General features: G+C 47.7%; 19 protein-coding genes. 7 read left to right on the plus strand and 12 right to left on the minus strand.

All coding sequences use genetic code 11. From position 1 onward, the window contains the following. Positions 1-303 precede the first annotated feature (303 nt). The 6 genes from ACE3MZ_RS23400 to ACE3MZ_RS23425 all read right to left on the minus strand — a co-directional run bounded on the left by ACE3MZ_RS23400 (position 304) and on the right by ACE3MZ_RS23425 (position 6023). Positions 304-1095 (minus strand): carbohydrate-binding protein, encoded by a 792-nt coding sequence (locus tag ACE3MZ_RS23400; RefSeq protein ID WP_411344474.1) that lies wholly within the window; start codon positions 1093-1095, stop codon positions 304-306. A gap of 521 nt (positions 1096-1616) precedes the next feature. Beyond that, a complete protein-coding gene (locus ACE3MZ_RS23405; protein ID WP_411344475.1) occupies positions 1617-3158 on the minus strand; it encodes a malate:quinone oxidoreductase in 1542 nt (513 codons plus the stop codon). Positions 3159-3407: 249 nt separating this feature from the next. Then, a complete protein-coding gene (locus ACE3MZ_RS23410; protein WP_411344476.1) occupies positions 3408-3647 on the minus strand; it encodes a hypothetical protein in 240 nt (79 codons plus the stop codon). Between the two features lie 154 nt (positions 3648-3801). Continuing rightward, the gene (locus ACE3MZ_RS23415; protein ID WP_411344477.1) at positions 3802-4938 is read right to left on the minus strand and encodes a glycoside hydrolase family 43 protein; all 1137 of its coding nucleotides are present in this window, start codon (positions 4936-4938) and stop codon (positions 3802-3804) included. Positions 4939-5106: 168 nt separating this feature from the next. After that, positions 5107-5439: a hypothetical protein gene (locus ACE3MZ_RS23420; RefSeq protein WP_411344478.1), complete on the minus strand. Its 333-nt coding sequence runs from the start codon at positions 5437-5439 to the stop codon at positions 5107-5109. 74 nt (positions 5440-5513) lie between these two features. Continuing rightward, the gene (locus ACE3MZ_RS23425; protein WP_411344479.1) at positions 5514-6023 is read right to left on the minus strand and encodes a hypothetical protein; all 510 of its coding nucleotides are present in this window, start codon (positions 6021-6023) and stop codon (positions 5514-5516) included. A gap of 257 nt (positions 6024-6280) precedes the next feature. On the opposite strand from ACE3MZ_RS23425, the gene ACE3MZ_RS23430 reads away from it, so the two are divergent. From ACE3MZ_RS23430 to ACE3MZ_RS23440, 3 genes are all read left to right on the plus strand, one after another. After that, the gene (locus ACE3MZ_RS23430; RefSeq protein WP_411344480.1) at positions 6281-7471 is read left to right on the plus strand and encodes a sensor histidine kinase; all 1191 of its coding nucleotides are present in this window, start codon (positions 6281-6283) and stop codon (positions 7469-7471) included. A gap of 3 nt (positions 7472-7474) precedes the next feature. Next, positions 7475-8275, plus strand: coding sequence for a response regulator (locus ACE3MZ_RS23435; RefSeq protein ID WP_411344481.1), 801 nt, complete (start codon positions 7475-7477; stop codon positions 8273-8275). Between the two features lie 223 nt (positions 8276-8498). Continuing rightward, complete coding sequence (locus tag ACE3MZ_RS23440; RefSeq protein ID WP_411344482.1) at positions 8499-9353, plus strand: CPBP family intramembrane glutamic endopeptidase; 855 nt, start codon at positions 8499-8501, stop codon at positions 9351-9353. A 148-nt stretch (positions 9354-9501) separates the two neighbouring features. On the opposite strand, the gene ACE3MZ_RS23445 is transcribed toward ACE3MZ_RS23440, so the two are convergent. The 6 genes from ACE3MZ_RS23445 to ACE3MZ_RS23470 form a co-directional block, all read right to left on the minus strand. Continuing rightward, positions 9502-11397 carry an RNA-binding domain-containing protein gene (locus ACE3MZ_RS23445; RefSeq protein WP_411344483.1) on the minus strand — a complete coding sequence of 632 codons (1896 nt, stop codon included), beginning with the start codon at positions 11395-11397 and terminating at the stop codon, positions 9502-9504. Between the two features lie 167 nt (positions 11398-11564). After that, the gene (locus ACE3MZ_RS23450) at positions 11565-12884 is read right to left on the minus strand and encodes a PQQ-dependent sugar dehydrogenase (RefSeq protein WP_411344484.1); all 1320 of its coding nucleotides are present in this window, start codon (positions 12882-12884) and stop codon (positions 11565-11567) included. A 276-nt stretch (positions 12885-13160) separates the two neighbouring features. Then, positions 13161-14561 carry a sugar porter family MFS transporter gene (locus ACE3MZ_RS23455; RefSeq protein WP_411344485.1) on the minus strand — a complete coding sequence of 467 codons (1401 nt, stop codon included), beginning with the start codon at positions 14559-14561 and terminating at the stop codon, positions 13161-13163. A gap of 467 nt (positions 14562-15028) precedes the next feature. Further along, positions 15029-16453, minus strand: coding sequence for an L-arabinose isomerase (gene araA, locus ACE3MZ_RS23460; protein ID WP_411344486.1), 1425 nt, complete (start codon positions 16451-16453; stop codon positions 15029-15031). Between the two features lie 90 nt (positions 16454-16543). Then, positions 16544-17239 carry an L-ribulose-5-phosphate 4-epimerase gene (locus ACE3MZ_RS23465; protein WP_411344487.1) on the minus strand — a complete coding sequence of 232 codons (696 nt, stop codon included), beginning with the start codon at positions 17237-17239 and terminating at the stop codon, positions 16544-16546. Then, complete coding sequence (locus ACE3MZ_RS23470; RefSeq protein ID WP_411344488.1) at positions 17233-18858, minus strand: xylulokinase; 1626 nt, start codon at positions 18856-18858, stop codon at positions 17233-17235. Before ACE3MZ_RS23470 ends, ACE3MZ_RS23465 begins: the two co-directional genes overlap by 7 nt. 791 nt (positions 18859-19649) lie before the next feature. On the opposite strand from ACE3MZ_RS23470, the gene ACE3MZ_RS23475 reads away from it, so the two are divergent. The 4 genes from ACE3MZ_RS23475 to ACE3MZ_RS23490 are packed head-to-tail and all read left to right on the plus strand — an operon-like array spanning position 19650 to position 23608. After that, positions 19650-20723: an iron-siderophore ABC transporter substrate-binding protein gene (locus ACE3MZ_RS23475; RefSeq protein ID WP_411344489.1), complete on the plus strand. Its 1074-nt coding sequence runs from the start codon at positions 19650-19652 to the stop codon at positions 20721-20723. Then, positions 20698-21756 carry a FecCD family ABC transporter permease gene (locus ACE3MZ_RS23480; protein ID WP_411344490.1) on the plus strand — a complete coding sequence of 353 codons (1059 nt, stop codon included), beginning with the start codon at positions 20698-20700 and terminating at the stop codon, positions 21754-21756. Before ACE3MZ_RS23475 ends, ACE3MZ_RS23480 begins: the two co-directional genes overlap by 26 nt. Next, a complete protein-coding gene (locus ACE3MZ_RS23485; RefSeq protein WP_411344491.1) occupies positions 21753-22784 on the plus strand; it encodes a FecCD family ABC transporter permease in 1032 nt (343 codons plus the stop codon). Before ACE3MZ_RS23480 ends, ACE3MZ_RS23485 begins: the two co-directional genes overlap by 4 nt. Then, positions 22784-23608, plus strand: a complete 825-nt coding sequence (locus tag ACE3MZ_RS23490) for an ABC transporter ATP-binding protein (protein WP_411344492.1) — start codon at positions 22784-22786, stop codon at positions 23606-23608. The genes ACE3MZ_RS23485 and ACE3MZ_RS23490 overlap by 1 nt, the downstream gene beginning before the upstream one ends. The last annotated feature ends 227 nt before the right edge of the window (positions 23609-23835 follow it).

The following is a 23835-nucleotide window of genomic DNA, read 5'->3' on the forward strand; positions in this document are numbered from 1 at the left end:
TTTATGCAAGCAGTTTGACGGGTTTAGAGAGCCAATACATAGAATATGGAAATTTATCTGCAACGGCATAGTCAAAGGTTATACAAGCATAGTTCACAATAGACATAAGCTGGGTGCAGTCTTAGATAGTGGACGTCTTTTTTCAATCCCATCTCGATGTATAGATAGACGCGGTACTATGTAATAAAAGGGATGACTACCATAATCGGCGATTATCCCTTCGCTGTCACTCGTCGTTTGTTATTGTTACTGGTGATTCGTCATTTACGTTTTACTTTTTATCCAAAGCAACTATGCTGTAATCTACCTATCCGACCCATACACCTCAACCTGCGTCAGCGCTGGAAATGGTGACGGATCGTCTGCCTGAATCAGCTCATGCAGCTTCACCCACTCCACCTGCTTGCCGCCAACTTCCACCGTCTGCCCTTTATCCGACTTCTCCAATGCTACAGTCTGACTGGTGCCATCCGAGTATTCCAGCGTCACCTGCTGCCAATAGCTGTCATGCGGGAAGTCCGCCCGCAGATACAGCACAATCTCCTCCACCTGCACCACACGTCCAAATTCCAGCGTAAACGCCGCCTCCAAATTCTGATTAATCCCCCACGATTCAAACGGCCATTCGCCGTGTGAAAATGTAACCGTATTGCCGTTAATCGCATTCCGCGCTGCAAATACCGCTTCCCCGCGCGTCTCCACATTCGCATGTGCATGTGGAAACAGCGCCTCATTCCAATGATGATCGTACACATTACGCGCCAGATTGCGATAAGCGTGAACCTCTTGTTGCTTCGCTACAATAGCGCTCAACACATGCAGTTCCCCGGCAAATGTTTTGGGCGAGTACGACGATTTCTTTTCGCCAAATGGAATCGGCAATATATATTCCTGTCCAGTCATGTAAATCAGTTCCTCGCCCAGCGCTTCATCCAGTGAGATCCGCAGAAATACCGGCGTATCGTCACTTTTCAGCACGATAACATCGCCCGGCTCATACGCCGCCGCATAGACCAAATGCACTTCGCCCGTATCCTGTTGCTCTGCTTTCACTTTGCCGTGCTCATCCTGTATCGCAATGGTTAACTGTGTCATACATTCACCTCGTCGTTGTCATGGTATGAATATGTATCGATTCTCTCTATATCCAGCTTTCTTCTCTTTTTCCAACTATCGATATACTTCGCCAGTGTAGCATGGATTGTCCCTCTGTCGAAAAGACAATATTGACCAAAATCAACACTCTTTTGTGCATATGGACGATTTGCCACTCATCCACAACAATCCAACAAGTAGCCACATCTGCTCTACTCCCACTCTTGCTATCCCCACTGCACATCGAAATGATCCATCCCTATTCTTCCCTACTTCTATATCAAAAAGAACCTTCAATCCGCTCTGATCAAAGGTTCCTCATCTTGTTGTTTCGTCTATGCTGTTATCGTCATCTCGGGATGATCCTTTGGCGGCAGGCTGCCAGTCCTTCGGCAGAACCTCATGTGCTGGTTCTTCGCCGACGGCCCATCACCGTCTGGCAGCCTGTATGGTCGGCTATGTGGAATAGCACGAGCGTTTTACAACATCATATCTTGTTTAGCAGAATCTGTTGGACGAGTTCAGATGCTTTTGGTGACCATATCCGGCGATGTTTCCACTCCGGTATGGGCGGGTTGTCCTTGATCCAGCTCCAGCATCTTCGTTGTTGAAGCAAAGATGTCGCGGAACAGATCAGGATGCTGGGATAGAGACACTCCATATGAAGGAATCATTTCCTTGATCTTCGGTTCCCAGCTTGGCATTTGCTGCGGGAAGCAGCGGCGTAGTACTTCCAGCATGACATGAACTGCTGTCGATGCGCCCGGCGATGCGCCCAGCAAAGCAGCGACCGAACCGTCGGCGGCACTTACGACTTCCGTACCGAATTGCAGCGTCCCTTTGCCAGTTGGCGTGTCCTTGATAACCTGTACACGCTGTCCAGCAACGACCAATTCCCAGTCTTCGCTTTTCGCATTGGGAATGAATTCGCGCAGTTCTTCCATCCGCTGCTCGTTGGACAGCATGACCTGCTGTACCAAATAACGAGTCAATCCCATTTCCTTCATCCCGGCAGCCAGCATGGTCATCAGATTGTTCGGCTTGACCGATCCGATCAGATCCATATTCGAACCCGTCTTCAGAAACTTCGGTGAGAAACCTGCAAAAGGACCGAATAGCAGTGCCTTTTTGTTATCGATATAACGGGTATCCAGATGCGGAACAGACATCGGCGGCGCGCCCAACTTGGCTTTGCCGTACACTTTGGCATGATGCTGTTCGATCACATCTGGATTTTTACAGACCATGAATACACCACTGACTGGGAAGCCGCCGATCTGACGCGATTCTGGAATGCCGGTCTTTTGCAGCAATGGCAAGCTGCCGCCGCCTGCTCCGATAAATACAAAGCGTGTCTCGTGATGCTCCACCCGCCCGGTATTCAGATCCTGCACTTTGATGTTCCACGAGGAACCATCCCCTGCGCGCTTGATATCCTTGATGCTGTGCTTGTAATACATTTGTACGCCTTTACCTTTGAGGTAATCGAACATCATGCGGGTTAGTGCACCAAAGTTCACGTCTGTACCGGATTCGATCTTCGTCGCAGCAATCGGTTCGCTGGACGTGCGTCCGTTCATGATGAGCGGAATCCATTCTTGGAGCTTGGCTGCATCCTCCGCATACTCCATTCCTTGGAATAACGGATTTTCGGTAAGCGCTTTAAATCTTTTTCTTAAAAAAGAAACATTGCTCTCACCCAGCACCAGACTCATATGCGGAATCGGTTTGATAAACTGCTGCGGATGATGCAATACACCCGTTTGGATCAGATGCGACCAGAACTGACGGGACAACTGAAATTGTTCGTTAATCTGCACCGCTTTGGTGATGTCGATCGAACCGTCCGGCTTTTCGGTCGTATAGTTCAACTCGCACAGTGCCGCATGACCGGTACCGGCATTGTTCCATTCATTGGAGCTTTCTTCTCCAGGGTTTGCCAATTTCTCAAACACTTTAATTTCCCATTCTGGTGCTAACTCTTTTAGCAATGATCCCAGCGTCGCACTCATGACCCCGGCACCGATTAAGATAACGTCTGTTTTTTTCTGTACGTTGCTCATAAAAACAAAACCTTCCTTATCTCGTATATTTGCAAAAAAGAGCAGTAGCTCCTGCTCTGGTACTACACGAAAGCAAGGCTCCACTCAGGAACATCCTAGAACTGTCACAGCGATATACAACCGCTAACTTCATTATAACCCAATTGCAGTCTGTTAAAAATGTTATCGACTCTTACCGTCTAATTATATACTATTTAGAGTTGGTAAAAAATGAAAACTTTGCGCGAAAAGGGCTAAATGGATGGAAAATCAACAGGGCGATTCTGCTGTTACTTTGCGTAGCAATACGCGTTGGACAGGTACTCCTCCCATAGATACATTGTTTTCGCGTAATTCATATCGAATATCGTTCAAACATAGTGAATAGGAATCGATAGGTTGTACGACTATACCTTGAGCTTGCAGATGATGAACAACTGCTGCACACAATTCTGGCATACCAAAATATCGTTCTTCCAGTATAATTTCCATTCTATCCTTTAATTGCATATGTATCCCTCCTATGGTTACATTTTATACTTATTTTTTTACATATACAAAATAATTTAAAGATGAGGGTAACGATGCTTTATTCTGCCTTTGTAGCAACATGTATGCATCGCTACCTGTATACATAATATTATTTTTTATATGTGGTTCTACTCTATCTTGCCAACCGGAAGCTGTCGCCGGTATCCACCATATCGAACAGCAGACAGCGCGACTCTGGCATTGGGAATGGACGATGCAAAACGAGTTTCCATTGTCCGTCAAAAGTCTGGAATAGCATGCCATGCCCGCTGTCTTGCTTCACAAGCGGCTCCAGCTGTTCCCACGGCCCTTCCAGCTTACCGCTGACCGACCGGGCGATCGTCTGGACATAACTGTCGTTCTCATAGCTAGACCAGAGCATCACCAGATTGCCGCCGGATGTGCGATACAATTGGCAACCGTCGGTGACGTACACTGCTGTTTCTTTCATAGCGGATTCATGCGAAATCAATTGCGCTTCGTCAACGTTGTCGTGCTGCGGATGTTCGACGTCTTGGGAATGATGAAGATCAGACTGTTGTAGTTGATTGGAATCGTTACCCTTCGCTTGTGGTACTTGTTCAGAGCTATGAACAGTCTGTATCCCCTCGTCGGATGAAGGTTGAGCCGACAGCCAAGGTACCGCCGATCCGCTAAACAGATGCATCGGCTTGCCTACTGCTGCCGACCAGTCTTCATTCAGTCGTACCGCTTCCATTGTGCCATCTATCGTCTGCACCCATTCGTGACAATACACCATCCACGGATCGTTATGCTCATCTCGGTACAGCGTGCCATCCAGCGTCATCATCGTTTCTGGTACAATCGGACGTTCAGTGTTGTTCATTAGGAAAGGACCTGCTGGAGAGTCGCTGACCGCGATGACTGTACCACGCCAATGTTTGTCATATCCTTGAATCGGTTCGCCGTCCAACATACGCTCCTTGTTATGTAGCGTAACGAACAGATAGTATTTACCCTCATGATCATGCACTTCCGGCGCCCATGCACCATGCTGCGGATGTGCCCATGTATCGTCGGGGATCGTGAAGACGACATGAGGTCCTTCCCAATACTGAAGATCTTTGCTGGTGTAAGTCAGCACGCCGTAACGCTCCATCCCGTTCAGCCACGGTGCGCCGCCGGTATAGAGGTAGTATGTATGAGTTTGGTGATCCGCGAGAATAAACGGATCATGAGCAGGAATATCGGACAAGAGATGACCGGTTTGCGGATGAGCAACGTCAGCAGCGGTGTTGTATGCAGGCATGGGGAACAACTCCTTTGGATGTTTATTGATTTTATTGTATACGCTTTCAAATAAGTATGAATATCATTATGCTGGATGTCCATCTATTTTAAAATCAAATACTATGTAAAAGTACAATTAGCTATCTGAGAAACAAGTACACTTTGAATAGTTGCTCACCTGATTTTATTACTGAAATCTCACTCTTAACAGAAATGCCTTTTTAGTTTGTGTAGAGGATAATACCTCATATTGAATCCAATCTACGTCTTTCTCACGAATATATATAGTAAAATGATAATACTCAATAAATTGTAATAAGCGGAAAAACAAGCGTTTTGCATTTGCAGATTCAAACGTATGCATGTTGACTTCAGCATGATAGTAACCATCTGTATATTTTACCAAATGATTGGCAGTATCATCATCTTCACTCAAAAAATCATTTAATTCCACCCATATACCCAGCTCATAATCCGTGTCCATATTTTGAGCCAGCTTGCATAAATCATTCCAGTTCATACATGCTCCTTTTAATTTTATTTTTCTATAGATACGCTGACGCTATGTAAGATCAGTATTTATCTATTCATTCTCTAATACCGAACAAAAGGCTCATACCACTGTCGAATCTGTGCGATCTCATTCTCAAATTCTTTTGCGAATGCTGCGGATTGGCGCAATTCCGAACTCTTTGCATCGTTGCTGCTCTCATACATATCGAGCAAATGATAATAATACGAGCAGTCATGTCTCAGCATTTGATACGCATCAGCAAAGTGAGCTATCTCCATTAGAAATGTCGACCATTCTCGCGGATTGTCGGATGAGTTCCGTTTATATTTTACATATAAACAGGCAGCATGTAGATCATATTGTATTTCCAAAAAAGATGTATCTGCTACATCGGCAATATACTCATAAATCATATCCCTTGCTTCTTTTGCGTCTCGCAGCACAGCCAGTTCCATAATCCAATATGGTGGTGTATCCATTTTCTCGATCATCTCATCGCAGAACGGAATATACTGTTTGTCTGTCAGTAGTCCCGTTGAAATCATCAGCGCCATCTGACAGGCAAACACAATACCAGGTAAATTTTTCATTACGATCCCCTTTTATCATCACATAAGCTTTCTTAATTTCTACAATCGATTGTTCCACACAATCTTATGTTGCAGCTTTATCCAAAATAATATAACAACAGTTTAACATATCAAACTACAGCAAAATCACACTGTATTTCCTCTTTCCAGCACCCTCCTCGTCCCTTACCAGCATATTGTTCACACTTCCCTTACCTTCCCCAATATGCCACACTATAATCAACATAACAAACACATCAGAACAGGATGGCGGTATCGTGAAAAAGTGGTTTGCCTTTATGGAATGGGGAATCTTTGCACTACGGGCGTATCATTATCTGATGATTGCCATTCAGCTCGCTGCACAGGCTTCCTTCTCAGTATCGTTTGCAGTAGAAGCCATTTGGCTAGCGGCTGCCTTTATCGTTCCTATATTATTCTGGCTTCCCGGGAAAAAGGTGCAGCCTACCGCGTTTGTCATCACCGAATTGCTGCTCGGCGGCTCGTATTCGCTCTATTCCATCGCTCATCCAACGCTGGCTGCCAATGTGGATTATTTGCTGCCCAGTCTGACGATTGGCTATATGCTCACCCGGCGCAATATATGGTCACTGGCAATCGTATTCAGTATGCCTTTTCTAGCAATGCCGCTACACGAAGTATCGTGGTCACTAGCATTGCGGCAAAGTACGGACAATCTGTTGTTTGCTTTTATCGGTATCTGGGTCGGCTATATTGCCAATGCGTATCGTGAAAAAAACCAGCTCATGCAAGAGGTCGAGCAGCAAAATGAACAGCTGCGTCAGCTGGCGGAGCAGATTGCCCGCATGACGCGTTCCGAAGAACGGCACAGACTGTCTGGCGAGCTGCATGATGCGCTGGGACACTCGTATATTTCGCTAATTATGGGGCTGGATGTGTCGATTGCTCTGCTGGAGCGCGACCCAGAGCAGGCGAAGCAGCGACTGCACAGTTTGCGCACTCTGGCAGAGCAGCAATTGGAGCACATGCGCGATTTTGTACATGGGATGGCAGAAGAACGAGAAGAACATTGGGATGAGCAGCTGTCGACGTTATTGCAGCAGTTTCGCGAGCACACTGGGACGGTGACACATTTGCATCATTCCGGCTCTTTGTACGGGTTGTCGCCAGATATTGGACATACGTTGATTCGGGTCATTCAGGAATCGCTCACCAACGCGCTCAAACATGGCAAAGCAACTGAAATCACGGTACATCTCAATGTGCATACCGCCACGAAAAAAATAGATACTGCCATCCCATCTGCCAAGCTGCTAACGATCCGCATTCACAATAACGGAAACGCTGGCGGTCATATAGCGTATGGCTTTGGTTTGACCTCCATGCAGCAGCAACTGGAAGTACTTGGCGGACAACTGGACATACAATCTCATCCGCAAATTGGAACTACCGTACACGTCACCATCCCATGGAAAGGAGTGGAATGATCTATGTCAACGATTCGCTTATTGATTGCAGACGATCAGGAACTGATCGCCGAAAGTCTGAAAATTGTGCTGGAACTGGAAGGCGATATGCAGGTGGTTGGCATCGCCCATAACGGCGAGCAAGCGGTACAGCTTTGCGATGAACTGCTGCCTGACCTCGTGCTGATGGATATTCACATGCCTGTACTAGACGGCGTGGAAGCAACGCGCCAGATCAAACAAGCTCATCCTCACACAAAGATCATCATCCTGACCTCGTTTAAAGAAGTAAACTATGTGATCACCGCGCTCAGTCTGGGAGCGGAAGGCTATCTGCTCAAAGCGATCCCACCGCAACAGCTCGCAGCTGGCATTCGAGTTGTACATACAGGTGGCACGCTCATTTCACCAGACATGGCAACTGCCATGATACAGAATCTGACTGCCAGCAGAACAAGTACCACTTCTTCTTCGGCAAACGATACCTCGTCCTCCCCATATAGAGAAGATGCGGAAGCAGCACATTTGCCGTTCTCTGCATCGACGATATCGCCAACAGGTACAAACCGAGAGGATAAACCGCCATTGCAACATATAAACGAACGTGAACTGGCGTTGCGCGATTACAACATAAGCGAGCGCGAAATGGATGTACTGTTACTGCTCGCCCGTGGATTGCGCAATATCGATATTGCAGAGCAATTGTATTTAAGCGAAGGCACAGTCAAAAACTACGTTTCTTCTCTGTACGGCAAATTGCAGGTGAAAGGCAGACGCGAAGCGTCGCACAAAGCCAAAAATGAAGGCTGGCTGGATCGTTCATAATACCTGTGTATCATCGTAATTCTGCTCACTGCCAAAAAGTCATATGACCAGATTATGACTTTTCGGCACTATAGCGGAATCATCAGCGTCCTTACAATAGGAAGTACCATCCGGAACGCGGTAGTGTAATGGCTGTTGTGCGGTCTATGTAAGATCTCATACCCATTCTGAGTTCCATGCCGATTCCCAATCCACGATGGTGCAAGTTGAAAGGAACCTGTATATGTCCTTGCATCCCCGTTTACAACTTTTATTGCAACGTCCGGTTAGCTGGATGATTGTTGGCGTGATCGCTATCGTGGTCTGGAATGCGGTATTGTCGATAGGATCTGAGGTGCTGCCTTCATTGTTATTTCTACTCATTGCTCTGGCTGGCAGCGTCGGTATGATCGTGACGTATCGCTGGATCATGCAGTCGCTAGCGAACCGACAGCCACAGGAACTATCCGCGTACAAAGCAGGCAAAGAAGTTGTATATGGCATCATCGTTGGTAGTCTGTTCATCCTTATGTCGGTGCTGCTCATTATGATGCTTGGCGGATATCATCTGGCATGGAATACGGATGGAATCCAGACAGGGCTGGTGACGACCTTTGCAATGACGGTCGCAGCGGCACTGGCGGAGGAATTGATATTTCGCGGATTCATCTTTCAGGCATGTGAGCAAATGAATGGTAGTTTGCTCGCGATGATCGTGACGTCGGCACTGTTCGGCGCGGCACACCTCGCCAATCCCGGTGCTACGCTGTGGAGCGCGTGCGCGATTATGCTAGAAGCAGGTGTGCTGCTCGGTGCCGCTTTTGTCTGGCGACGCAATCTATGGTTTGTATTCGGTCTGCATGTTGCATGGAATACGCTGGAGAATCTACTCGGCATTCCCGTATCCGGTCACGATCCAGCAGGTTTGTTTCAGGTAAGCAGTAGCGGCAGTCACTGGCTGACTGGCGGGGCGTTTGGATTGGAAGCATCGCTTGTACCGGTAGCAGTCAGCGTGTTGTTGTCGGTACCGATGATTGTACTTTCAGTTGTCAAAAAGAAATGGATGGTGAGGACGTTAGACGTACAGAATGAATGGTAAACGATATACAAAGTTAATTATTATTCCATTTGAAAAGCTGTTACCTGAATACTATAGGTAACAGCTTTATGTTATTTGCAATTTCTGCTATTTCTTTAATCATGTTCATTGCTAAGAGGCTTTATTGATGTCTTAATACACCTTTTATTTACTCCAAATTGTTCTCTTCGTTAACATACACCCACGAGGCTATATCTTTTTTATACATTTTTTTCAGCTTCCGTTCGCGAACTAGACGCATTATATAATGATTATAAAGAGAAGCTTCATTACGATTTAACATTGCAGCCAATGTTTTCATATCCATTGCTTTGATCGCACATAATTCTAATATCACTTGATTCATTGCAATGACATTTGTTCTTTTTCCTTTATTTACTCGCTGTGCAATCTGTTGTAACTGCATTTCTGTAGGATCGTCATCAGTTAATGGTTGTTCGTTAAGTAGGTTCGATGTATCCTTATGTTGCTTCCATGGTTCACTATGTTGTTCCAAATGATCCTTATGTTGCTTCCATGATGTACTATGTTGCTTTTGCTCTTCTTTATCATCTGAAAAAGCAACATTAAAAAAATCGGAAAGTACGTAACGAGTCCATCTTCCTTTTCCCTGAGAAATCAAAAATCCTTGATCGACAAGAAAATTCAGCAATTTATTTAACTCTTGCGGATGTTGTTCTAATAAAATTTGCAAACGAGCGTTACTGACTGATTGTTCCTGATGTGCAGTAACAAGTGCCAATATATGCTCTTTGTTTAACATATGATAGCGTTCTTTTAAACAAGTTTTAAAAAACTGGATACTCTCATTTGGTAATAGTGACATAGTAAGTAATTTCAAAATAGTCCGATCTGGCTGAACCTCTTCCGTAATTTCTGGAAAACGCCAATGTTGTTCCTGCCAAGCTTGAACAATAACAGGTATCCCAGAACCTGCACGCTCTCCTAAACCGATCAATGTAAACATTTTAAAAAGATTAGAATTTCTTGGATCGCTAATACCACCCTGAACAGCTTGAGGAATAGACACACGCATACTTCCAGGATTAGAGAATGTAATACTTGTAGAATGTTTCTCAATAACAATACCGCGCTCTCCATAAAAATCAGTATGCAACAACGTATTAGCAAGAGCTTCACGCAAAGCTATATGAACATTCGTGTCTTCCCTACGTAATAAATCTACTGTATGAAATGGAATATTCAAATCTTCGGTTAGTCGGTTGATGACTTTGAAAAAAAATTCATAGACATTGCCTGTCCACGTTCCATCATTAGAAATGATACGATGCAGCCACCTACTCTGAAGGATATCTTTAGAGTATTCCCGATAATCTAGAAAATAATTAGGAAATTCATCTACGATAGAACGCTCCTTACCAAACATGAGCAAACCAGCTGCTGTAATCCCCTCTAGTTTACTACTTCTACTTTTACCCCAAGCACCGACTTCATTCAAAAAAGCCTGAATATCTTTAGCTAAAAAAGGGTGATTCGGTTTAAGCGCTGCGAGCCTAGATCGATAACTATTGATAGAATCGATATCCAAGTCATCGATAGTAAATCCTTCTAAAATTTTGCGATCTTGTGTCTCATCTGCTTGATCTGCAAGCATTGCTTTAACTTCACGCTCTGTACATTTATAATCGCCCTCATAGTTTCTTTTGTATGAGCCGATTAAAGGATTTTGCTCAATATATATAGGCTTCTCATCTCGATAGGCACGACGAACATGAATTTTTATCAATTGTTTGTTCTCATACTCTATAATGTTTACGTCATCGTCTTTAAGTATATTACGACTTATTTTCTGAGGATTATTTATAGTACTCCAAAAGTCTTTGAGTAACGCATTGGGATTAATATCAACAATCGATAAACGATCTCCTTTTTCGGCAATTCCCAACACAATAATTCCGCCATTAGTATTTGCAAAAGCAGAATAAGTTTCCCATAGACTTTTGGGCAATCCGCCTTTGGAAGATTTAAATTCAACCTCTTGATTCTCGCCATCTTCCAACAGAAGTCTTAGATCATTCCCCATTATTGCTCCTCCAATACCATATTTGCTTATGTATGCTACATTATCAATATAAGTATAGCATCTCATTTATACAGCAAGCAGGCTTTTCTTAGGTTTATAAGCCCAAAAAAAGCCTGCTCTATAATTTTTTGATGTGTATTCATTTTATAATATATTCGTAAATCTAATTATTTTAAAATCAACAGCCGATCATCATCCGCACTTGCTGAACCGCGCGCGGTGTTGTTTGTGATCACATAAATCTTCCCATTGTGAATCGCCACATCGCGTACACGACCGACACCAGTTAGAATATTGCTCATCTTTTTGCTTACCGGATCAAATAGCTTCAGACTTTCGCCAGCAAGCGTGGCGACCAGAATCTTGTCGTCCGGTGTAGCGGCGATGCCGGATGGAGCGATGGCGGTGGTGCCGCCGACATAGACGGGTGCGGTGATGCCCTGAGCGGTTTCTTTGCCCATGACTTTTGGCCACCCGTAATTGGCACCTGCTTTGATCACGTTGATCTCATCCAATCCGGTGCGGTCGGTCTGGTTCGTGCCGGGAATCGGCGAGCCACTTGGACCGTGGTCGGAAGCGTACAATATGCCTTTGGACGTCCATGCCAGTCCTTGCGAATTGCGCAGTCCGTAGGCATAGACGTAGGAATTTTTGAAAGGGTTATCCTTAGGCACGGCGCCGCTTGAGGTCATGCGTAGGATTTTGCCGCCTAAGCTAGAGCGATCCTGCGACAGCTCGCGGCGGTTCGTTTCACCAGCAGTACTATACAGCAGACCATCTGGGCCAAAGGCGAGTCGTCCACCTTCATGGATCGTTCCGCCCGGAATGTTTTCCAATAGCGCCTTTTGTTCTTTCCAGACGCCACCGGTCAGTTTGATCTTCACGATGCGGTTGAATCCAGTTCCGTTCTGTTCATACGCATGGTAAATGTAAGCCGTACTATTGCTGGAGAATTTGGGATCAAGTACAAATCCAGTCAGACCTGCTTCGCCAACGACACGCAGCGCTTTCTTAGTCTGAATCTTTTGCAACGTTTGCTTGCCGTTCTTGATCTGGACGATGCCACCACCACGCTGTGTGATGTATACGGTATCGCCGGAAAATTGGATCGACCATGGGATATCCAGCTTCGTTGCTGCTGTGGTGTAACCGCCTTTCAGCGAATCGGTAATGCTAGTGTTTTTCTTCGTTGTCGAAGCTGTAGTTTTGGAAGTTTCCGTTGTACCGGAAGATGTCCCTGCTGATATGCCAGCAGATGAAGAAGTGTCAGACGATGGCTGCGATGAAGATGTCATTTTGTCAGTTGTATCTTTGGTGTTCGATGTTGAAGATGTAGGCGACGTAGCCTCTGTATTGGATGAACTCGACGAGGCGGACGGTTCCGCCAACACACCGGTCAGTTGGGATTGCGACGCACAGGCAGAGACGGGCAGGGCAAGCAGCAAAGCTGCGATTAATATTTTTCCTTTTGGATACATATTAAGCATTATATTCCTCCTTCGCTCTTTTTCAATTTTTACCCATAGATAGAGGTAAGAACCGGAATTCACGGAATCCGTAGCATTTCGTTGTAAAAAGAGGCACAGCCCTAGTGTACACTACGATGGATATGCGCCCGATCATCGCTAGATGCAAAATACAGGCACTCCCATCTGACCAGAAATGTTTTTCCAGATCATAGGGAATGCCTGTATTAGAGCTGTTGCTGTTTATGCAAAAGCGTATGCTATACGTTCGTATCCAATGACATATCAACCCTCATATCAAGCGCGTGCATTGGAGGTCTGCGTCTGTACTGCTTGTTGAACACCATTCTCCTCAATCTCCTCTAGCGTATGACCGTGCGTTTCCGGTACACGCGTGCGGATGAACAGAATGCCGAGCAGACAGATGACACCAAAGATGCAAAACACGGTCTGTTGCGACATCGACGCGGTCATGATTGGGAATAGCAGTCCGACCAGCCACGAGCCGATCCAGTTAAACGATGACGCCACACCGGACGCCTGACCACGAATCGCGAGCGGGAAAATCTCACCGACGATAACCCATGTCAGCGGTGCCCATGTGAACGAGTACGCTGCGACATAGATGGACAGGAACACAACGATCATAATCGGATTGCTATTCGGCATGATCCAGCTGATCACCGCTGGCAGGATAAAGGAAAGACCCATCACCGTACCGCCCAGCGTCAGCAGTGTCCGGCGTTTGAATTTATCCGCGATTAGCAGGAATACGAGCGAGCCGATCACGAGAATAATCCCTTGAATGATCGGCCACAGCAGTGCCGAGCTTGCAGATGTACCAGTTGCCTTTTCCACGATCAGCGGAATGTAGTAGAAGATTGCGTTAGCACCTTGAAACTGTTGGAATGCAGCGACACCGACACCAGCGATGACAAGATAGCGGTATTTGCCGCTGAATAGTTTGCTCCACGATGCGCTGACTGCACTTTTCTCTTGCTTGGCAGTGTCCTGAATTTGTGCCAGTTCAGCATCAATTTCATGTGCTGGACGGATATAGCTCAGCACTTTGCGTGCTTCGTCGATCTTATTGTGTTTGACTAGGAAACGCGGCGATTCTGGCAGGCGCAGTACACCAAAGTACAGAATGAGCGCTGGTACGGCAGCCAGACCAAGCATCAGGCGCCATGCCATGACTTCCGGCAGATCTTTGAGCAAAAAGTCGACTACATACGATAGCAGCATACCAGATACGATCATCGTCTGGTTAATACCGGACAATCGTCCACGCAGCTTGGCAGGAGCCATCTCCGACATGTACGCGGGTACGAGCGCCGAAGCGGCACCGACTGCCAGACCGAGGAACATGCGTACGAAGATCAGATAATACGAACCGTTATGCGGCGCTATCGCCGATAGCACAGAGCCAACCACGAATACGAGCGCTGACAGCAGAATCATGCGCCGTCGACCGAGACGGTCGGACATTTGCCCTGCTAACGCACCGCCGAAGATCGCCCCGAACATGACAGAAGCGGTAATCCAGCCGATAATGCCCGCGCTGTCTTGCAAGCCCCAGTCACTTTGCAGAAATGGGAGCGCGCCTGTCATGACACCGATATCGTAACCGAACAGAATCCCGCCAAACGAACCGAAAAAGTAGATAAACCGACTTGAGATTGTTTTGCTGTCTTGCATTGTTTCCATCTCCTCATCCGGACAATGAACGCCTGCGGTCTACCGCATGATCATCCATTCCCACTGTTGATATCCATCTCTCTCTGTATAAAAATATGGAAACCCCAATTTGATTCGCGCTTACATGTTGTTGAATTGTCGTACATCCCGGATATGAAGCTACGGAAATATGAACATGATACGCTCAATAGCGTATATGGTTGTCCCTTTTGCCCACCTAATATGACCAAATAAAAAACAGTCTTTGCGCAGGTCTTCTGTCCTTCTTCCAGCGCGTGCGCCTTCCGATGTGACAGTGTATTCCTGTGCAAAGACTGTTTCGTGATCGCCAAATATATAGCGTTTGCAAAACCAGGTTTCTTCTGTCATCTCTTGGGCGTCTTAGGTGAACTTCTGGTATGGGATAAGATAACCGGAACGCTGGATAACAGATCGTCCCGGTCATCTGGTAACTCTTATGATGGGTATTACTTGATGACTACATACTCCAGACCAACCAGCTTCGCGTAGCTGACAATCTGATCGGTAGTCAGGTTCAGGGAAACGACAGTATGGTGACCGCCGCCATTTTCGATCCATGCTCTCACGCCGTCTTGGAAGTTCGGTTTCACTTCCCACAGTACGCGTGCTACTGGCAGCTTCGGAGCGGGAACGGTTGGTTCGAATGCGGATACTTCGTTGATCAGCAGCTTGTAATGTGTACCGAAGTCTGCCATCGAGACAACGACACCTTCACCAGCTTTGCCGTCAAATACGAGACGTGCTGGGTCTTCACGGTCGCCGATGCCGAGTGGGGATACGACGATCTTCGGTTTGCTGCTTGCCAGCGTTGGGTCAACTTCCAGCATATGCGATTGCAGAATCGCTTCCTGTCCTTCGCCCAGCTCGTAGGTGTAATCTTCCATAAAGCCAGTATTTTCGTTATGGCTCATAATTTTCAACAGGCGATCCAGAGCAGCTGTTTTCCAGTCGCCTTCACCAGCAAAACCGTAGCCCTGCGCCATCAGACGTTGTACAGCAAGACCCGGCAATTGCTTCATACCATGCAGATCTTCAAAGTTGGTTGTGAACGCGGTATAGCCGCCTTGATCGAGGAAGCGCTTGATCGCAATCTCGTAGCTTGCTTGTACACGTACACTAGCTTCCCAGTCTTCTTTGCTGTTGGTACCATAGTCGAATTCATATAGCTCGCCGTATTGGGACAGCAGCTCGTCGATTTCTTGCTCAGTCACCGCGTTGATCACTTCTACCAGATCGCCGATACCGAAGTAGTCGACTGTCCAGCCGAATTGAATTTGCGCTTCTACTTTGTCGCCTTCGGTTACGCCAACGTTACGCATGTTGTCGCCGAAGCGTGCCACTTTGATATTGAAGCTTTCGTTGTACGCAACAGCTACGTCCTGCCAATCAGCGATTTGCTGTTGGACAGCTGGGCGCTCCCAGTAGCCGACTACGATTTTGTTTTGTTTGTTCAGACGAGCATTGATAAAGCCGTATTCACGGTCACCGTGTGCCGCTTGGTTCAAGTTCATAAAGTCCATGTCGATCGTTGCCCACGGGATATTTTCGTTATATTGTGTTGCCAGATGCAGCAGTGGTTTTTGCAGCAGCTTCGTACCGCGAATCCACATTTTGGCTGGAGAGAAGGTGTGCATCCATGTGATCACGCCTGCTACTTCGTCGCGGTAGTTAACTTCTTTCATAATTTCGGTGATTTTGTCCGCGCTGACAGCGAGATCTTGCAGGACGAGCGGGTAAGGCAATACGCCGCTGGCATTGAGAGAATCCGCGATCTTCTGTGCGTTATCTTTGACCTGTCCGAGTGCTTCTTCACCATAAAGATGCTGGGAACCTACGACGAACCAGAATTGCTTGTCTGTTGCTGTTGACATGAAATCATCCTCTTTTCGCTAAAGTTATATACAATCCATATTTCAAGTATCAAACTGGTATGTTACGTAGTTTGGAATGAACATCATGGTCTATTTCTGTCCGTAGTACGCATCCTTGCCGTGCTTGCGCAGGTAATGCTTGTCGAGAATATTTTGCGGTAGCTCCTGAGCAAAATGGTTCAATTGACGCGCGTACAGATTCATTTTGCACACTTCTTCCAGCACGACGCTGTTCACGACAGCAGACTTGGCATCCTTGCCCCATGTGAACGGTGCATGACCGTGCAGCAGAACCGCCGGAATTGCCATCACATCCAGACCACGCTTTTCAAACGTCTCGATGATCACGTTGCCCGTCTCGGCTTCATACCCGCGATCCACCTCATCCTTGTTCAGGAAACGCGCACATGGCACCGCACCATAAAATGTATCGGCGTGCGTCGTCCCCATCACTGGCACATCCAGACCGGCTTGCGCCCAGATCGTTGCCCAAGTGGAATGCGTATGCACGATACCGCCGATTTGCTCATAATGCTTGTACAGCACCGCATGGGTTGCTGTATCAGAAGAAGGACGCATCTCGCCTTCCACCACATTGCCGTCCAGATCGACAACGACCATATCGCTCGGCTTCATCGTTTCGTAGCTAACACCGCTCGGCTTGATTACGAACAATCCGCTCTTCCGATCGACCGCGCTTGCATTGCCCCATGTGAATTTCACCAGACCGTGCTTCGGCAATTCCAGATTCGCTTCATAGACTTCCTGTTTGAGTTGTTCTAACATGATTGGTTTCCTCCGTTCTCCAGCAGATGATCGACGGCAGCTTGCTCAATCGCCAGACCTTGCTGATACCGCTCAATAAAGGTTTCAAATCCTCTGACATCGGCTGCAACTGGTGCAACCTGCTCGCCTTCCACATCGTGGAATACTTTGTTTTCCAAATAGTCATCCAGACGTTCGCTCTCATCCTTGTTGATCATGTAGGACGCCAGCAGTGCCATACCCCATGCGCCGCCTTCACCAGCAGTCGACATGACCGAGATCGGTACATTCATTGCTGCTGCAACGATACGCTGCCCAACGACCGGTGTTTTGAACAAGCCGCCGTGTGCTAGAATGCTGTCGATTACGACATGCTCGTTTTTGGTCAAAATATCCATTCCGATCTTGAGTGCGCCGAATGCGCTGAACAGATGGGTGCGCATAAAGTTCGCTAGATTGAAGCGACTTTCCGGTGAGCGGACGAACAGCGGGCGGCCTTTGTCGATACCGGTAATATTTTCGCCGGAATAGTAGCCGTAGCTGAGCAATCCACCGCCATCTGGATCGGCTTCGAGCGCTTTATTGAACATCACGCTGAACAGCTTCGCACTGTCTGCTTCATAACCCATCGCTTCGGCAAATTCACGGAACAATCCGATCCATGCGTTAATATCGCTGGAGCAGTTGTTGGCGTGTACCATGCCGACCGGGCTACCATCTGGCGTCGTCACCAGATCAATCTCCGGGTACACCTTGGACAATTCCTTTTCCAGCACGATCATCGCAAATACCGATGTGCCGACCGAGATGTTACCCGTGCGCTTGCGTACGCTATTGGTCGCCACCATGCCCGTTCCGGCATCGCCCTCTGGCGGACAAAGCGGAATGCCTTCCTGCAAATGCTGTGCCGGATCAAGCAATCTCGCACCATCCGCAGTCAACGTTCCGGCAACTTCACCAGCGCGATACACTTGCGGCAGCAGATCTTCCAGCTTCCACGGATACCCTTTGCCTGACACATGCTCGTCAAACTGCTTGACCATATCCGGGTGATAATTGTGACTGGATTCGTCGATTGGGAACATACCGGACGCATCGCCGATGCCGATTGCTTTGCTGCCAGTCAGCAGCCAGTGTATGTAACCGCCCAGTGTAGTCAGGAATGTCAGTTGCGGTACATGGGATTCCTCGTTCAGAATCGCCTGATACAGATGGGCAATACTCCAGCGTTCGGGAATATTGAATTGGAACAGCTCCGTCAGTTCTTTTGCCGCCTGACCGGTTGTCGCATTACGCCAGGTGCGGAATGGAACGAGCAGCTTGCCGTCATTGTCGAGGGCGACATACCCGTGCATCATCGCTGAGAAGCCGATCGAACCGACCTTTTCCAGCGTAATGCCGTATTGCTGCTGCACATCCTGCTTCATCTCGCGGTATGCGGTTTGCAGACCCGTAATAATGTCCTTCTGATCGTACGTCCAATATCCGTCCTTCAGCTGGTTCTCCCATTCATAGCTACCGGAAGCAATACTCTCAAACTGCTCATTGATCAGAACTGCCTTGATCCGGGTCGATCCAAATTCGATTCCGAGCGATGTTGCACCGTTGGCGATACTATCCTTTACGTCCACCTGACTCATGATCACGTATTCCCCTCTCCCAAATGCGCTGGATATGCTTGTCCGCACTCCGCATCCTGCCCGCATCTATTGACTGCTTGCCGGATCATTGCTACTTGCTGTGCTGTTATACAATCAGATTCCGTCATGCGCCAGAAAAGCGCTTACCGGATAATGTACATACCATATGTTGTTGTTTACGTTCTATATCTCGTTGATGCTGCTAAATGATGAGCATCATCGTGAGTAGAGCGCATACATAATTACAATTTGAATCATTCTGTTAAATCTCTGCTAAACGCTATAAAACGAGTGATTACGCGGTATTCATGCCTATATTACTGCGATGTCCACCATCATAATGCCAAAAGAAGGCGTTTTCTTTTGCTAACATTGTTCAGTATAGATATTGTACGTACATTTGTCAATTTCACAATCATGCTATATCGCTAATGACCAAAGAAAACGCTTCACTAACAAAATAAATGCTTCTTTTTACTACTTTATCCTGCAAAATTCACCTTTTTACGTTTAACTCCACACTTGACTATTACATATGTACGTACATTTTATTTGTATAAAGCATATATCAATAGTTTCACATTATTTGTATACATCTATCAAAAACTGCTGATATTTACTCATTTTCATTGACATCGGTTTTGTGAAAAAGCTATATTGAGTGAGGTTGATAATCATTATCATGTTCTATCTATCGTTATCTGTGCTATTCATATACTCAGTTAACAGATTTCATTGCCATACATAGCGTTATCAACTCAATTTATGCATTACGGAAGGGGTTCCTCATAATGAACAGACACACATTCTCCTCGTTGGCTCTTATTCTGTCGGCTCTGCTGATGTTCGTCGTGGTTGGTTGTTCCAACAATCAGTCCACCAATACGGCAACGCCAGCTGCCAGCGAAGCAGGTACATCCGAAACGGCGGCGACTGCAACCGATGATGTTCAATATCCGATCACGATCAAACATGCACTGGGCACAACCGTCATTGAGAAAAAACCGGAACGCGTCGCTACTGTGCAATGGGCAAATCAGGACGTGGCACTGGCACTGGGCGTTGTACCAGTCGGCTTCTCCGCAGCGAACTTTGGCGTGCAGGATGACAGCGGCATTTTGCCATGGACAGCGCAAAAGCTGAAAGAGCTGGGCGCGACCAATCCGAACGTATTTCAAGATACAGACGGACTTGATTTTGAAGCGATTTCTGATTCCAAGCCAGATGTCATTCTGGCAGCATACTCCGGCATCACACAGGAAGATTACGATCTGTTGAGCCAAATTGCTCCTGTTGTCGCTTATCCGACAGCACCGTGGGCAACAACATGGCGTGAACAAGTCACACTGAATGCAACCGGTATGGGCATGGCAAAAGAAGGCGAACAGCTGATCAACGATACCGAAGCGCTGATCAACGACAAAGTAAGCGCCTATCCACAAATCAAAGGTAAAAAAGTCGTTTGGGTAAACTTCTCTGCTGATGATCTGTCCAAGCTGCACATCTACACACCGGTCGATTCCCGCGTCTCGTTCCTGTATGAACTCGGCATGGAGTACCCGGAAAGTGTAACCAAGCAAATTACCGATCCTACTAGCTACTCTCTTAATCTGAGTGCGGAAAATGCAGAAGCGTTAAACGATGCCGATCTGATCGTCGGTTATGGCGATGACAAGCTGTATCAAGCAGTCAAAGCCGATCCGTTGTTAGGCAAAATTCCAGCAATTCAACGTGGCTCGGTTGCCTTCATCTCCAGTGATACACCGCTGGTTGCTGCCGGTACACCAAACCCGCTGTCCATTTCGTACACAATTGATGAGTATCTGAAGTTGATTGGCGATGCGCTCGACAAAAACAATGGATAATATAGCGCCTCCGCATACCGAGCAGCCGCGTCGCCATCTGCCGCAGCATTGGGCGCTGGTGATAATCCTGTGCATGATTTTGCTAGTTGTTAGCATTGTCGCTTCGCTAATGCTCGGTTCACGACCGATTTCGTTTCGAGAATTGATCGACGGTTTGTTTCATCCAGATGCGCAATCGTACGGTGCCAACATCGTGCGCAAGCGCATCTCACGCACGGTATTCAGTCTGTTCTGCGGCGGCGCGCTCGGAGTATCCGGCGCGCTGATGCAGTCGGTCACCCGCAATCCGCTCGCCGATCCGAGTATTCTCGGCGTGAATACGGGTGCTTCGCTGTTCGTCGTGTGCGGCATTGCTTTTCTGAATATTAGCAGTCCGAATCAGTACATCTGGCTGGCATTGGTCGGAGCAGCATTGACCGCTGTACTTGTATTCGGTATTGGCTCCATGGGGCGTGGCGGTGCTACGCCCATTAAACTTGTTCTAGCTGGAGCCGCCATCAGTGCGGCTCTATCTTCATTTGTAACGGCGATTCTGATTCCGCGCTCGCATGTGATGGATCAGTTTCGCTTCTGGCAGGTGGGCAGTGTGGGTTCGGCGACGTGGAGCGGGATTATGACCTTTTTGCCATTTCTGATTATCGGGCTAATTATTGCCTTCATTACGGCTCCGGCGTTGAATGCGCTGGCGCTGGGCGATGAGGTCGCAACTGGACTCGGTGTGCGTACAGGCACACTGCGTATGATCGCTGCGCTAGCGGGCGTATTGTTATGCGGTGCGGCAACGGCACTGGCGGGACCAATCGGCTTTATCGGGCTGTTGTCTACGCATCTGGTACGGCTATTGATCGGACCGGATCTGCGATTCGTGATTCCGATGTCGGCGCTGGCGGGCGCGATTATTTTGACAATTTCTGATGTGGGTGGCAGGTTGGTCGGTAATCCGGGCGAGCTGGAGGTTGGGGTCGTGACTGCCTTTATTGGGGCGCCGATTCTAATTATGCTGGCGATGCGCTCCAAGGTGAGGTCCTTATGAGTACACAGACGATTTCCTTTATTCGTACCGGACGTCAGCAGCGCCGCCGTCGCTGGATGCTGGTGACTGTATCGCTCGCCGTTCTTGCCTTGGCGTTATGTTGTGCGATGCTGATGCTCGGCAATACGATCTATCCGCTGCCGGAAGTACTGCGCGCCTTGACGGGGGAGAAGATTCAGGGCGTGTCGTTTGCCGTCAGTACGATTCGATTGCCGCGTATGCTGGCGGGACTGCTGGCAGGCTTTGCTTTTGGAATCGCTGGTTATGTATTTCAAACGATGCTGCGTAATCCACTTGCCAATCCGAATGTGATCGGTATTACATCCGGGTCGAGTGCAGCGGCGGTATTCTGTATCGCTATTTTGCAAACGAGCGGTGCCGTCGTTTCGGTCGCGGCGGTAGTTGCCGGATTGGTGACGACATTGTTCATTTACATGCTGTCGCGGGGCAAATCCTTTTCCATCGGGCGGCTTATTCTGACCGGAATCGGGATTCAGGCGATGCTGGATGCAGTGATCTCGTATTTGCTACTAATCAGTTCGGAAAAGGACATTCCGTCCGCGCTTCGCTGGCTGACCGGTAGTCTCAACGGCTCGCAATTGGATGAATTGCCACCACTGCTCATCCTTGTGCTGATCGGCACACCGATTGTACTGGTGCTGGGACGACATCTGGATATGCTAGAGCTAGGAGAACAGGCGGCATCGTCGCTCGGTGTTAGTACAGATCGGACGCGGATTGCACTGATTGTGAGTGCCGTGTGTATGGTCGCAATGGCAACCGCTACGACCGGACCAATTGCCTTTGTCTCGTTTCTAGCGGGACCGATTGCGCGGCGATTGGTTGGGGTAGGCTTCTCCAATGTGCTGCCAGCGGGATTGGTTGGCGTGAATCTGGTGCTGGCTGCCGATCTGATCGGACAATTTGCCTTTACGTATCGGTTTCCGGTGGGAGTCATCACCGGGCTGATCGGAGCGCCATATCTCGTCTTCTTGTTAATCCGCATGAATCAAAGGGGCGAACTATAATGAAACCAACACATACGTTCCGGGCAGAGCAGATTGTCGCGGGGTACGAGAACAAAACGGTCATTCACGGTATCGACCTATCCATCCCCGGCAATCAGATCAGCGTGATGATCGGTGCCAATGGTTGCGGCAAGTCCACGCTGCTGAAGACAATGGCGCGCCTGATCAAGCCGCAATCCGGCAGTGTGACGCTGAACGACCAACCTATCGGCAAAATTCCATCCAAGCAGCTGGCACGCGTGATCGGACTACTGCCGCAATCGCCCATTGTACCGGAAGGCATCACCGTTGCCGATCTAGTCGGACGCGGACGCTTCCCGCATCAATCGCTGTTCAGTGGCTGGAGCAAAAAGGATTACGAAGCAGTTGCGGAAGCGATGGATATTATGGATATTACCGAGTTTGCCAATGCTAATATCGACGAGCTATCTGGCGGGCAGCGTCAGCGTGTGTGGATTGCTATGGCGCTAGCACAGGAAACCGATATTCTGTTTCTCGATGAACCGACGACGTTTCTGGATATTACGTATCAGGTGGAGATTCTGGATCTATTGACCGATCTGAATCGCAAGCATGGCACGACGATTGTGATGGTGCTGCACGATATTAATCTATCAGCGCGTTATGCTGATCATATCTTCGCCCTGCACACCGGACGGCTGATTGCACAAGGCTCACCTGCGGATGTGATTACGAGTGAGCGGGTGAAGGAGATTTTTGGACTGGATTGTACGGTCATTCCCGATCCGGTATCTGGCTCGCCGATGGTCGTGCCGAAGGGGCGGTATCATTTCAAGGCGGAATCACATGCTTTGCTTGATTAGCTTGGCTTCAAGTTGATACTAAACGAAATCAAACACCACCGTGAGCATAGGGAATCTTGCCCGAAGGCGCTACGGTGGTGTTTATTATATTAGCGAAGAATTTAGATGTAATCCAATGATTGCGGGATACACATCATCATTGTGATAAACATACAGTGACCACCTTCTTTTACTAATTTGGATTTTGCTTTACTAAAGAATACGTCAATCGGGGTATGATATAGCTT

This window comes from Paenibacillus sp. WLX1005, assembly GCF_046603685.1.
Taxonomy (GTDB): domain Bacteria; phylum Bacillota; class Bacilli; order Paenibacillales; family Paenibacillaceae; genus Saccharibacillus.

What these genes read in the sequence shown, in the direction of transcription:
- ACE3MZ_RS23420 (WP_411344478.1), bottom strand. Translation starts at nt 5,439, where the DNA reads ATGAACTGGAATGATTTATGCAAGCTGGCTCAAAATATGGACACGGAT.
- ACE3MZ_RS23415 (WP_411344477.1), bottom strand. Translation starts at nt 4,938, where the DNA reads ATGCCTGCATACAACACCGCTGCTGACGTTGCTCATCCGCAAACCGGT.
- ACE3MZ_RS23435 (WP_411344481.1), top strand. Translation starts at nt 7,475, where the DNA reads ATGTCAACGATTCGCTTATTGATTGCAGACGATCAGGAACTGATCGCC.
- ACE3MZ_RS23485 (WP_411344491.1), top strand. Translation starts at nt 21,753, where the DNA reads ATGAGTACACAGACGATTTCCTTTATTCGTACCGGACGTCAGCAGCGC.
- ACE3MZ_RS23480 (WP_411344490.1), top strand. Translation starts at nt 20,698, where the DNA reads ATGCGCTCGACAAAAACAATGGATAATATAGCGCCTCCGCATACCGAG.
- ACE3MZ_RS23440 (WP_411344482.1), top strand. Translation starts at nt 8,499, where the DNA reads ATGTCCTTGCATCCCCGTTTACAACTTTTATTGCAACGTCCGGTTAGC.
- ACE3MZ_RS23425 (WP_411344479.1), bottom strand. Translation starts at nt 6,023, where the DNA reads ATGAAAAATTTACCTGGTATTGTGTTTGCCTGTCAGATGGCGCTGATG.
- ACE3MZ_RS23470 (WP_411344488.1), bottom strand. Translation starts at nt 18,858, where the DNA reads ATGAGTCAGGTGGACGTAAAGGATAGTATCGCCAACGGTGCAACATCG.
- ACE3MZ_RS23400 (WP_411344474.1), bottom strand. Translation starts at nt 1,095, where the DNA reads ATGACACAGTTAACCATTGCGATACAGGATGAGCACGGCAAAGTGAAA.
- ACE3MZ_RS23455 (WP_411344485.1), bottom strand. Translation starts at nt 14,561, where the DNA reads ATGCAAGACAGCAAAACAATCTCAAGTCGGTTTATCTACTTTTTCGGT.
- ACE3MZ_RS23475 (WP_411344489.1), top strand. Translation starts at nt 19,650, where the DNA reads ATGAACAGACACACATTCTCCTCGTTGGCTCTTATTCTGTCGGCTCTG.
- ACE3MZ_RS23405 (WP_411344475.1), bottom strand. Translation starts at nt 3,158, where the DNA reads ATGAGCAACGTACAGAAAAAAACAGACGTTATCTTAATCGGTGCCGGG.
- ACE3MZ_RS23450 (WP_411344484.1), bottom strand. Translation starts at nt 12,884, where the DNA reads ATGCTTAATATGTATCCAAAAGGAAAAATATTAATCGCAGCTTTGCTG.
- ACE3MZ_RS23465 (WP_411344487.1), bottom strand. Translation starts at nt 17,239, where the DNA reads ATGTTAGAACAACTCAAACAGGAAGTCTATGAAGCGAATCTGGAATTG.
- ACE3MZ_RS23410 (WP_411344476.1), bottom strand. Translation starts at nt 3,647, where the DNA reads ATGCAATTAAAGGATAGAATGGAAATTATACTGGAAGAACGATATTTT.
- ACE3MZ_RS23445 (WP_411344483.1), bottom strand. Translation starts at nt 11,397, where the DNA reads ATGGGGAATGATCTAAGACTTCTGTTGGAAGATGGCGAGAATCAAGAG.
- araA (WP_411344486.1), bottom strand. Translation starts at nt 16,453, where the DNA reads ATGTCAACAGCAACAGACAAGCAATTCTGGTTCGTCGTAGGTTCCCAG.
- ACE3MZ_RS23490 (WP_411344492.1), top strand. Translation starts at nt 22,784, where the DNA reads ATGAAACCAACACATACGTTCCGGGCAGAGCAGATTGTCGCGGGGTAC.